Here is a 12531-nt window from a genome sequence, read left to right as displayed (position 1 = left end):
GGCTAACGGGAGCGGTGCTGCAGCATCAGCTCCACGAACTCGCGGAAGAGGTGATCGGCGTCGTGGGGGCCGGGGCTGGCCTCCGGGTGATACTGCACAGAAAACAGGGGCAGGTGACGGTGGCGGATCCCGGCCACGGTACGGTCATTCAAGTTGAGGTAGGTGATTACCACCCCATCGGCGGGGATCGAAGCGGCATCCACCGCAAATCCGTGGTTCTGGCTGGTGATCTCCACTTGCTTCTCCAACCCGCAAGGGTGGTTGAGGCCGCGGTGGCCAAACTTGAGCTTGTAGGTGGATCCCCCTAGGGCCAAACTGAGAATCTGATGGCCCAGGCAGATCCCAAATAGGGGCTTCCCGGTTTGCAGCAGCGCTTGCGTGGTGCGGATGGCCGTGGTCTCTGCCGCCGGATCCCCTGGCCCATTGGAGAGGAAGATCCCATCGGGGTTGTAACTCAAAATCTGCTCCGGGCTGGCATTGGCCGGCAACACCATGACGCGACAGCCGTAGCGGGTGAGGCGGCGCAAGATGTTGCGTTTGATGCCAAAATCCAGGGCCACCACCCGCAGGGGCGGCTCCGGGATCGGGATCCCTTGGCTGCGCCCATAGTCCCAATCGGCAGGCGTAGGCTCCAGCCACTCGTAGGGTTGAGGAGTAGTGACTTCCGCCACCAAGCTCAACCCCTGCATGGAAGGAGCCTGGCGCACCCGCTCCAACAAAACCTGGGGATCCAAAGTCTCCGTGGAAAGGGCCCCGTTCATCACCCCCTGGGAGCGCAGCCGCCGTGCCAAAGCCCGCGTATCTACCCCAGCAATGGCCGGGATCCCATATCGTTGCAGGTATTCGGGGAGGGTGGAAGTAGCCCGCCAGGAGCTGGCCAAGCGCGATACATTGCGGGCGATGATCCCCGCGACTTGGGGCCGAGCCGATTCTTCGTCCAGCTCATTGACTCCGGTGTTTCCCAGCTCCGGACAGGTGAAGGTAACCATCTGCCCCCGGTAGCTAGGGTCGGTGATCACCTCCTGGTAGCCGGTCATGCCTGTGTTGAACACCACCTCGCCCACCGCCGTGCCCGGCGCCCCAAAAGACCAACCGGCAAAGGAAGTGCCATCCGCCAGCACCAAGAGAGCCGGCTGACGAGTTTGCCAGGGAAAAACAAGCGGTGGGGAAGCCGTGAGCATAGAAGGAACCTACAGCATTACCAGCCCCCCAAACCCTCCTCTCCCTTTGGGAGAGGGGCCGGGGGTGAGGGCGGCAGTCCGACCATCCTACCCCAACTATTCTCCCTCTACCACGCTGCCACACTCAGGGTTGTTGTCCTTGCGAATGGTACCGATTAAGGTGCTTACCACCACACAGCGGTTTTCCCCCTGAGAGTAGGTGCTGCTGACCACAAAGCGACCCAGTTGACGGGCGCGGCCATCGGATTCAAAAACTGCCCCCCCGTTGGCGAAGGTGGGGGCGTTCTCTATAACCTCAACCTCCACTGACTGCATAACCTCCACTGACCGCTCTGGTATGGCAATTAAAGTTGACCGCTCTGGTATGGCAATTAAAGTGGATGTCACTTCATCAGGGCTGCTGACCACAAAGCGATCCAGTTGACGGGCGCGGCCATCGGATTCAAAAACTGCCCCCCCGTTGGCGAAGGTGGGGGCGTTCTCTATAACCTCAACCTCCACTGACCGCATAACCTCCACTGACCGCTCTGGTATGGCAATTAAAGTTGACCGCTCTGGTATGGCAATTAAAGTGGATGTCACTTCACCAGGGAAGATACTGTTGACGGTTACAAAATTATTCAGGCGCACCCGCTGACAGGGGGTGGGTTCATCGCAAAGGCCCTGCTCATCTTGAATAACCAGAGTCGGTACATTCGGCTCCGAATTGTCCACCCCAACCACCCAAGCTCGGCCCAGGAGAGAAGCCCTGGCATTGGTGCGAGCAGTGCGTAAGGCCCGCTCCACCTTGTTTTGCGCATCATCAAGCTGGATCCGGGCCCAGATGTTGATCCCAGAGGGAACGGCCAGCACAGCCAAGATGCCGATGATGACAATAACCGCCAAGACTTCTATCAGCGTAAAGCCCCTTGTCTGGGCAGGTGCAGTCCGTCTGAATCTGCTCATCGAGGCCAACATAGGTAGGAATCCCCCCTCCGAATAAGTCACATAGGCTTGACTAGGCTTGACGATTGAACACACCACGGGCCAAAACTTGAGTTTGCATCGCCGTCAAGTACCGCGACACCTGTTCCGCATCGACACTCGTCGCATCTTGAATGTAGCGCCGGAACAGGCCGGGATTGGCTCGCTCCATAGCCGTTGCCGTGATGGTAACAATCACATCTTGGGGAAGGCTGGCGGCGGCGCTGCGCCGGACGCAAACATGGAAGCCCACGTCGTTTTGATTGACTCCCAAGCCTGAGAAAGTGACTCCATTGGGCAGGCCCCCTCCCAAGGCGTAGCCTTCTGGGCAAGGGGGGGCAACCTGCGGGCTGCCCTGCCGGCTGCTAAAGATATTGGAGACCAGAGTTACAAGACGAGGGCCTGCTGAGCTGGTGGCAATGGGAGTTTGACCATCTGGATTGCGAGGCCAAGCCAGAAAGCCAGCCTGGAAAGGATCTGGATCCTCTCTGAAAAACGAGCTGCGCCGAGTGCATTCGTCATCAAAAGGTTGCAACTCAAACCTAGCAATGCGCGCATTGCCCTCCCAGGGGGTGCTGCCGTCTGGGTTACCGGCGTTGTTGTAGTTACGTCGCAAGTAGTACACAACCAAGGTATAGATGTTGCGGCGGTTGCGGATGTTGTCCCAGTCAGCTACAGAAATGTCTCTAGGTCTCTCCTTCAAAGTTGCTTGGCCCCTTCGGATATCCTGCAGAGTAGGGTTGCCTGCGTAGCACCTCTGCGGGATCGGATTCAGCTTCCAAAAGGCGACCACTGGAATGGCCCCATCGGGGCGGCGAATCCATCCAGGAGTGTAAAGCCTTTGGATGAGATCTGGCGTTCCGTCTCCGTTGGGCTGTTCCGCATCGTTGTAGATGTAAAGCGCCTCTGCCAGATCCTGCTGGATAAACTGCATGGCTTGGGTCAGCTCCGCCTGCACCTGGGTGCGGCCCGTCTCTTCCCGATCCAGCCGCATCGTCTCGATGACAATCATCGCGGTGGCCAGGAGAAAGATGAAGGCAACCAGCAGTGAGACCAACAGCTCAATGAGGGTAAACCCCGCACTCTGGTAAACCCTGTGGCGAAAAACCTTGAACATAGGAAAACACCACCTTTTTGTGAGCCTGCAGGAGGAGCTTACCCGTCGCTTCAAAGCGAGGTAGGGCTTGGGCTGGGCAGCGGGAAGGCATTGCAGTTGTTGGTCGGTGTTCCACCCCTGGCTTGAACATCGGCCAAAACGGCGCGGCAAACATCCCCCAAATTGGCGGCCAGGTTGACTTCTACAATCGAGCTGGCCATGGGAAAGAGCCACACATCGGCATTGGCCAAGTTCTGATTGGCGGAGACCGTCTCAGCGCGCAGGCCAGGAAGAGCTTGCCGAGTGTTTGGGTCAAAGGAAAAGCGATGGTAGACCCTGACTCCCATCATAAAGCTGCAGGGAACCCCTGCAATGATGGTTCTGCTACGTCGGTCGATGCATTCCCCGCCCCTATCCCGAAAGGTTTGGATGACATAGACCTCGGGGTTTCGCCCCGGCACCTGAACTTCAGCCAAACGAATGGAGTAGTTGGGGCCGGGGTTGTCCATATCAGCAGGAGGCGGGGTATTGGCCAAGGGGATTGCTCCAATCCTGGGCAGACGATCCAACTGAGCCGGGTTCTGGAAAGCAGCTGGGTTGGCGGCCAGCTCCAGGTCAACCAGGGTGCGGATGCGATCCACCTCAGCCCGGGCCAGTTGATTGGCCACTTCTATCCGCTCCGTCATGGCCCGCCGGTAGGCGATCAAGGTAAGGGCAGGAGCAAGGGCAGCCATGGCCAAAGCCACAATGACCACCGACGCCAAGACCTCAATGAGGGTAAAGCCCCCTGTTTCTTGTTGCCGCCAAAGCCGTCCTTTGCTCATCGATCCCTCCCTTAGCCCACTCTGCTCCTACCTCGAATCTACCCCTGGCATGGGAAGTCAATATCAGTTGAATTCGTTGCAGCCTCCAATCCGAGCAGCCGCCTGCAGGGGCACATCTGGCTGAGCTTGCAGCCCGCAGCGCAGCCGCCGCACATACGGATCCTGAGGATCCAACTCCCGCAAGAACTCAGTGCGGGCATTGGAGGGGAATTGGAAGCGAGCCGACACCGCGCTGGGACGACGGGCAATTTGCAGGCCCACATCGTAGCCGAAGCGGCGATTGGGCGGGAAGTAGTAGTCGTAGCCGCGCGTGAGGGCCGAGCCCGTAACCAAGTTGGGCGGCTCAAAGCTCTGCTGCAGGAAGGGGCCGGTGGCATAGGTGCTGTAGTTGAGCTGGATCATCGAGCCGCTGAAGAAGAGGTTGGTATTTCTCCACAGCTCGTTGAGGCGCAGGAAGTTGTGCATGCCGCCGGCAGTTTGGTCTAGCCGCGAGGGCAGGGTGCCGCTGATGGCAATGGCATTCACCCGCGTTTCCCTGGCCGGCTGCAGCTGCCGGTTTTGGCTGCCATCGTCGTTGCGGCGGCGCTGGTTCACATTGGTTGAAGCCAGCTCTTGGAAGCGGGGAATGGGAATGGGCCGACGGGTCACCTCATCCAGGATTACCCCCAGCACCGGGTTTTCGCCGGCAAAGCCAGTGGGAGTCTTGTTCAGGTCCAGGGTGAACGGCTCCACATCCACCCAAGCAAAAGCGGCGGTGTCGTTGGTGAAGTCGCTGTCGGTCATTGTGGAACCGTTGCGATCAATCTGGATTTGAACCCTCTTGGTGCCCGAGTCCACCCTGACGTAGAAGCACAGGCCATTGCGGATATCTTCGCTCCCCTTGGTGTCAATGTAGTAGCCGCCAAGATAGCTGGAGCTTGGGGAGTAGTTCTGAGTGTCACCTTTGTTTACCCAAGCATAGGGGTTCAACGCCATCTGGGGCTGAACCAGCAGTTTATTGGGATTGGCAGGATCCTTCTCCGCAAACAGCGGATCCCGATCCAGTACATCCCAAGGCTCGTCGGCGTTGCGAACGCCGTTGCCGTTTTTGTCCCAGAAGTTCAGTTGGCCGTCTCCGTTCCAGTCTTTGATGCGCAACGTGCTGGGGCGGCTGTCACCGGTGTAGGCGGTGTACTTGAAGGTGGTGTTGAAGTTGGGGCGAAATACCCCCGGCACCCAGAAGCCGCCTTTGGAATCTGGGCCTTCCTCCTCCGAGGGGCAGCCCACCGTCAGATCTTCCTTGAGTAATTCGCGCCTCAGCCTTCTGGCCCAGTCTTCGCTCCCCTTCGTAAACGAGCCTTCTAGAGCCTCTCCCTTGATAGCCGGGCGGATGCCGGGCTCGCGGTTGGGTTGAGAAACGATCTCGGAGAGAACGCCACCTCTCACCAAGCCCTCGCGGGCAGCATAGGCCGGTTCGCCAAACATCCAATTGAAGGCCGCCTGCAGAGCCTCGGCAGGGTTGGGCCACTTGGGCGGCTTGGGCACCCCGGCTTTCACCTCCAGCACCGGCGAAAGCTGCGGCTGCAGAGCAATGGTTACGCCCTCGGCAGGAGCCGCGGCCACCGTATTCACGCTGATGGTCTCCGGCTCCGGATCCGCTTGGATTTCCCAGACGGGGCGCAGATCCACCGTGTTGGGCTTGGCTGCCATCCACTCGCCCAAGGGGCTCTTGGAAGGAGTTTCTGGGGCAAAAGTGCTGGGCCCGCAGGGACGCCCTTGACAGGTCAAACTTTTTGTCCCCGTTGTGGTGGGCGAGCAGGTGGGGCTGCTGGTGTTGGCGATGAGGGTGCCCGTCCGGGTTTGGGTAAAGGTTTTGGTTGTGCCGCAGGCGATCTGGTTGATGACCTCATCGCAACTGGCCGGTGACCAAGGGCCCCAGTTGTAGTTGCAAGTTTGCTTGCAGGTGATCTTCTGAGTTTCTGTCCTGGTGGTAGTTCCGCACTTCGACGTGCAGGTCTCGGTGCGGGTTTGAGTCACCTCCAGGCCGCCGTTGGCCACCGTACACTCAGGAGTCCAGTCTGTGTAGGTGCAGCTAGCACCTGGAGGCTGGCAGGTGATGGTTTGGCGTTCAGTTTCGACAAAGGGGCTTTGGCTGGTACAGAGCGGCGTTACCGTGCGGCTGCGGGTTTGGGTAATGGTGGTTTTGTTGCACTGCTGCTCCGGGGTACACTGAGGCGTCCAACCTGACCAAGGCCCGTAGTTGTACTGAGGGTAGCAGGTGATCGTCCGAGTTTCCGACGGCGGAGTGCCAGGGCAACCGGCAGGCAAGGTGGCAGTTCTGGTTTGTTTAATAGTGGTTTGCTGACAGATGTTGGTTTTACATGCAGGAGTCCAGTCTGTCCAGATGGGATCGCAATTGAGGGGTTCTGCGCAGTACTGCTGGTTGGGTGCCAGAGGTTTAGTCTGATCCGGCTGGCAAGGTTGGTTGACCGGCTTCAGCGGCTTCAGGTAGCGAAGGTCATAGTTTTCCAGCGGCTGCCCATCTCCCTGGGTTGTAAAGCGGACGAAGGCATTGCCCATGTTCTCGTAGGTTTGGATCTCCACCAAGTAGGGAGAAGGCCGAGTGTAGTCGGTAACGCACTGCAGCTCCAGCCGGAAACTCACACGGTTATCGGCGCCATCCCACCAGGCTTCGACACCAACAGCCTCATCCTCCGACAGCTCTTCTAGACGAGTGCCCGCATTGCGATAGAAGCCTCTAAAAGCTGGCTCTTCCTCATCTGGGTTAAGAGTGTAGTTGGGGTTCCTGCGAATGATGAGTCGGCCCCCATCGTCGGTGTTGAGGTTGTAGGTGGCAACACCCGGCCAACGGGGATACAGCTCCCCTACCCAGCGCACCACGAAAAAGTCGTTGCCGAGGTTGTTGCCACTTCCCCATGATCCGTCTCTGCGCCGCCAGCAGGAGCGCCAGAAGCCTATGTTGCCCCTGTCTATGTCTGGAGCATCAGCGGGAAGTTGAGGCGGATTCATATCCGGCTCACTGCATCTTGGCATCCACAAAAAGTCAGCCTTGGGAAAGTTGGGTTGAGTATTCCACAAAGGCCAGCCGTCCCAGCCAAAGGGCCAGAGGAAGGGGGAGTTGGTGTTCAGGTAGTTCTGGTTGGCAAACAGGTAGTAGAACCCACCCCAAGGCGGGAGATCGGGATGGCCACCGTCTTCCCAGAAGGCAAAGCCTTTTCCAGGTGGATTTCTAGGGGGATCCCAGCCGGAAATACCGGAACCATCGGTTTTTAAAGCATCGCGAATACAGGCCCATCGCGAGCCGGGTGGGCTGCTCCAGCCGCCTGAGGTGTTGCAGGTTGGCCCTCCCTGAGCCTCCTCCCTCATGAAGGAGCCAATCTGCCAATCTTGAACAGGGTAGGTTGGATCCGGCCAGCGCACTGCCCGCAGGTAGGGCAGGTTGGCCTCTTGAGCGCTCGAAGGCAGGGGGCCTATGGCTCCGGTGTCCCCAAACCCTGTGTCGCGGTTGTACTGGTTCTGCGGGCTGGTTATCCAGCCGTTGTAGTACTCGGCCAACAGGCCACCGCCTCCTTCTATTTCAGGCGGTCGGCAAGGCTGGAGGGAAGCTATCAGCAGCCAGCGGGAGGTATCCAGCACCGGGTTGCCCAAAGCCGAAATGCGGGTGCCAAAGTTGGCATAGCCCACATCGGGTGCGCGCAAGAGCCGCACTTCTGGCACGCCAAGCCCTGCTGTCCTGTCAGCGTTATTTGAGCTCGGGTCGGCACTGTCGCGACGGGCAAAGATGGTGTCGCGGGCGAAGACCTCCGGCCAGCCTGGCCGCCGCACGTGGTTGCCCAAATTCTGCGCCCCGTTGGTGTTGTCGAAGCGGAGGACACCAGCACCATCTCTGTTGGGATCCGGAGCCGGCCAGTTGTTGCCTCGGATCACCAGCGCTTGGTTGAGGAAAGAAGTGTTGGCTCCTAGGTTTGGCCCGCTGCAGCCGTAGTGTTCGTTGCGGCGAGGAGCCGAGGCTCGTTGTGGGCTGCCCTGGTAGTTCCGGTCAGCCACAAAGCTGCTGCCGCCGCCGTTGAGCGTAGCATCCTGCACAAAGCCGTCGTCGATGCTGCCATCGCAGAAATCGGCAGAGAGGATGTTCACCGAGTCGCCCAACACGTCGCTCGGCCGCCAGAGATCCTGCGCCGCCCGGGCAAAGCGCCGATCTTCATTGGCCCGCAGCCGCCCGTAGAAGTTGCTGTAGAGGCCATCTGCTCCGAAGTTAAGAAGAGTTGTGAACTCCTCCAGCCGCTGCCCGTTCCTCGTCTGGTGCAGGTTAAAGTCCCCTTGGATGTAAACGGGGTTGTCGGAAACGAAGGAGAGGCCAAAAATCGCGTCATCAGGGTTGAACCCGCCGCGGGCCAGCACCGCCCCGTTGCGCAGCCGGAAGCCGTAGGGCCGCCGATCCGGATCGGCATAGTAGTCCACCGGTTTGGGGCTGAGTCCACCTGGATTGGAAACAGGGGGATCCCAGACCGTTTGACCATTCGCCGTGTCGCGACCTGGCTGACCAGCGTTCATAACGCCGGCGCTGCCCAAAGTGCCGCTGGCATTTCTGTTGCGCCAGTTGGTCAGGTAGCTATCAAAAGTGCCCAAGGGTGGGCGGGCAATGGCATCTTCCCGCACGGCATCTTCCCGGAAGGCGTAGAAAATCCCCCCTTCTCGGTTCTCGCCAATGCCGGCAGGCAGCCAAGTGTCCCCGTTAATCAACCCCCTGGCCTGTCCGTTGACGTTGTTGGTCAGCAGGGCCAGGTCGATGTTGAGGGCCCGCACCGCCATTGCCTCGCGGCCATCGTAAAAGACGGAATCTTTGAAGGGCACGCGGTAGCACTGGTCGCCAATCCGAATTAACTCAAATCGGTTGCTGTTGGGGTGGTTGCCAAGTACTGGGCTTCTGGGGCATTCCTCTAAACGAGCATTGGGCAAGGTCCAGGCGTTGATCTTAGGCTGGGGCCTCAGCCTCATGGATTCCAGGTCCACCACGGCTTGATAGGTTACTGGCCCCTGTAGGAAGGGGTAGGCCTGCCTCCGCTCATTTTCAAGGTCATCGTCGGGGTTGGGAGGCACACTGTGGTGGAAGGTCTGCAGAGGGAAAATGTAGCGCAGCGGCAGATAAAACCGGTTGGCTGCTTCTCGGTCCCCAGCTCGGCTGGCTTGGATGTCGTTCCAAAGGATTTGAGCTGTGGGATCAGGCTTGCTGGCATCATTGGCGGCATCCCGAATGCGCAGGATGTTGTCGGCCAGCATGCCCAGCATGCAGCCTGCCGTTTGCAGCGTGGTTTGGTCGGCTAGGCTCAGTTGGTCAACAGAGGTGCCTCGGTTGACCAGATCAATCGCCCGCCGCAGCTCCGAGAAGTTGCCAAAGGCCGTAATAAACGGATCCGGATGAATGCGGCCCGGCTCTTGCTTAGGTGGGTAGGCCCCGTCGGGATCGCCGGCAAAATTGGCCAGGTTGGTGAGGGCCGTCCACAAGGGGGTGCCCGGAGCTAGCCGAGCCTGCATCGGGGTTGGGTCATATTCCCAAACGTTGGTGCCCTCGCCGGTAAAGAAGTTGATACCCAGTTGGTTGCTCTGGTCACCCGCGGGAAACGTAGAAGCCCGCTGCAAGCTCCAGGGAGTGCCGGGGTGAGCCACCGTGGCCAAGCAGGCAATGGGAAAGCGCCCCTGCTCATGGCTGTAGTGGTAAACGGCCGTGGCCTGCACTGCCGCTGGGTTATCTCGCAGGGTTAGCCGTTGCCGCGCCTCGTTGCTGATGAAAATGGCCTGCAGCTTGGTGGGATCGTTGGGATCCCCGGTGGGCACCAAAGGCAAAGGCAAAGAATCTGTGCGAGTCAGCTCCAGCCGCTGGCCCACGATCACCCGCAGACCTTCCACACGGGCCCGCCGCTCCCAATAGCCATCCAAGCCCACCTCGGAAAGGGCGCCTGGGGGTGGGTTGTCTTGCGTTAGAGATTCCCTCTGGTTGTTCTGAGCATCCCCAGGGATCGGAGCACCAGCACTGACACCAAACCTCTGAGCAAAGGTGTCCACATCGCAGCCCCTTGCCGGATCAGGGCTGACCGGTGGACGGTCATAGCTGGCCTTGGGGCCAAAGCGGTTGTCGGCCCGATACACATCGTCCACGTAGGGCGGGCAGGTCTGGTCGGCAGCGGACCGAAAGCCGCCAGCTTTAATCCGGCCAGGGTTCTCCCTCTTTTGGGCGTTGAGAGGAGAATCTGCCCATCCCGCTGGATCCTGGGCGTAGGTTCCGCGGGTACGAATGCGACCAAAAAGCTGTAGCTCCAGCGGATCCAGAGCTACCATCTCAGGAGCTGCGGTGTTTTGAACCGAATCGAAATTGAGGTTATTCAGGCGGGGAAGGGGCGTACTTGGCGGCACATCCGCCACGCCGGGGTGGGCATCAAAAATTAGGGTGTCGCTTGCATCCTGCCCGGCATAGCCGATGGCCCCTGCCACCAGCTCTCCATAGGCTGTAATTTCCGAGTTTTCCGGCGGCATGTAGAAGCAGGACTGCTCCGAGCTGATGGTGAAAGCCCGGAACAAGTTGTTGGCAGTGTACCGGAAGAAAAGGCTACCGCCTGCGTAGATGGCGCCGTTCCAGTTGTAGCCGGGTGTAAAGAAATACTCCACGTCGCCGCGGTTGAAAACCCCCCACTTGTTCAGCAGATCCCGCCGCCGATCTTGCTGAAATTGCAAAGCCGAAACGGCGCGGGTGGTGGAGTCGGCCCCCTCAATGGGAAGAGTAACTGCATAGACCTGAAAGGGCTTTTGCAAAGATGAGCCCACCTGGAACCAGTCCCCCACGTTGGGGTTGGCGGTTTGGTTGACAGGGGAATCGTTACACCCTGCCAGGGCGGATCCTTGAAGAGGCCCGCCGCGCATCACCAGTCGCCGCGCCCGCTCGGTATCGCTGATGTTTTCCTCAAAACCCTGCAATCCAGATTGGCCCTCTACCGGAGCGCGACGGGCGTGGAGGATGGTATAAACTGTTACAGAGTCATTGAGGCCATTGTTATCGGTATCCACCAAGAACCACCAGGCTGGGGCTTGCCGCTGCACTTCAATTCCCTGGCTCGGATTCTGAGGATCCGGAACACGGGCAGAGTACCTCAACAGGAAGCGCCGCTCATCGGGAAGGGTATAGGGATCCGAGGGCTCTGCAGGCACCGCCGTGCCATCGTTGGTCAGGGCAGAGGTAAATTGGGCATCGGTGGGAGCGCTGTTGGGCAGGCGGCGATCCCGAATCAGGTTGTCAATCTTGGCCCTGGCCCGGTCGATGGCAGCATTCAGTTGCCGGCTGATGGTCAGCTCCGCCCGTTCCACCTGGGTTTGGATGGTGCGCTGGGTAGAGCGGGTCAGCAGCCCTACCGTCACCAAGCTCAAGACCAGCACGATCAAAACAGCCACCGGCAGGACGAAGCCCCGCTCGCGAATCTTGCGCCGATCCACCCGTGCTTTCAAAGAGGCGAGCAAGCGCAGGGTGAGCTTGAGCAGCAGCGTGGAAGGAGCAGACATACCGTATCTCGGACAACGTGAAGGGGAAGGCGGCACCCAGGGGATCCCTTGTCAAGATGCCAAGCTAGCAACAGTATGGCGGTGATCATGGCCGCCGCAAATCCCCACCTCTGGGGGGAATCCCCAAGCCCTTTCTCCAATTCACAAGATCCCCAGTTGCTGCGCCTTGAGCAGGGCGGTGACACGGTCGCTAGCATCCAGCTTGCGGTAGGCGGTGCTGGCGTATTCTTTGACGGTTTCGATGCTCAGGCCCAAACGGCGGGCAATCTGTTTGTTGGCCAAGCCCTCGCTCATCAGTTGCAGCACACACAGCTCGCGGGGGGTGAGCTTGGGCAGCTCCTGTCGGGCAGGCAGCCAGTCTCGTTCGGGGTTGGACAAAATCTGACGGATGACGCGGGCCAATTCCGCCGGGTCGGTCTCTTTGGAAAGGTAGCCTTTGGCCCCGGCGCGGCGGGCTGCCTCAATCAGACCCGGCTCCTGAAAGGTGGTCATCATCACCACCACCACCGGCAGGCCCAGCTCGGTGATTTGCTGGCAGGCGGCGATCCCATCCCCATCCGGCATGCGCACATCCAAAATGGCTACGTCGATGGGGCAACTGCGACAATGGTGGACGGCCTGGGATCCCGTCTCGGCTTCGGCCACCACCTCAAATCCTTGGGCTTGCAGGGCAAACTTCAGCCCCAACCGAAAGAGGGGATGATCGTCGGCAATGAGAACGCGGACAGGGGAAGTCATGGCAGGGGATCCCAGCCGAGGGGGTGCTGGTTGTGACATCCTCCCGACGCTGACCCTACGGGTACAGCGCGGGCTTCCTAACCTCGCGGTTAGGCATTCCTGCCCCACGCCACTTATCTAGGTCATAGACCCCCGACAGAACGACTTGGCAGGCTGTTTCCGTTCCCCAGAGTCCCTGGGC

General features: G+C 59.7%; 6 protein-coding genes. All 6 read right to left on the bottom strand.

Annotation, left to right across the window (positions count from 1 at the left end; all coding sequences use genetic code 11):
* Positions 1-2: 2 nt before the first annotated feature.
* Positions 3-1181 carry a glutamine-hydrolyzing carbamoyl-phosphate synthase small subunit gene (carA, locus tag ACVWY9_RS07445; protein WP_457387952.1) on the bottom strand — a complete coding sequence of 393 codons (1179 nt, stop codon included), beginning with the start codon at positions 1179-1181 and terminating at the stop codon, positions 3-5.
* Between the two features lie 96 nt (positions 1182-1277).
* Positions 1278-2138, bottom strand: a complete 861-nt coding sequence (locus tag ACVWY9_RS07440; RefSeq protein WP_457387951.1) for a pilus assembly FimT family protein — start codon at positions 2136-2138, stop codon at positions 1278-1280.
* Positions 2139-2178: 40 nt separating this feature from the next.
* Positions 2179-3261, bottom strand: a complete 1083-nt coding sequence (locus ACVWY9_RS07435; protein ID WP_457387950.1) for a PulJ/GspJ family protein — start codon at positions 3259-3261, stop codon at positions 2179-2181.
* A gap of 50 nt (positions 3262-3311) precedes the next feature.
* Entirely contained in the window at positions 3312-4064 is a 753-nt protein-coding gene (locus tag ACVWY9_RS07430; RefSeq protein ID WP_457387949.1) for a prepilin-type N-terminal cleavage/methylation domain-containing protein, read from the bottom strand.
* Between the two features lie 63 nt (positions 4065-4127).
* On the bottom strand, positions 4128-11612 hold the full coding sequence (gene hpsA, locus ACVWY9_RS07425) for a hormogonium polysaccharide biosynthesis protein HpsA (RefSeq protein ID WP_457387948.1): 7485 nt from the start codon (positions 11610-11612) through the stop codon (positions 4128-4130).
* Between the two features lie 141 nt (positions 11613-11753).
* Entirely contained in the window at positions 11754-12350 is a 597-nt protein-coding gene (locus ACVWY9_RS07420) for a response regulator (protein ID WP_414350377.1), read from the bottom strand.
* Between the last annotated feature and the right edge of the window lie 181 nt (positions 12351-12531).

The sequence above is a fragment of the Thermostichus sp. OS-CIW-31 genome, assembly GCF_054060305.1.
The sequence above is the reverse complement of the archived record's forward strand: the minus strand, read 5'-3'. Positions and strand labels throughout refer to the sequence as shown.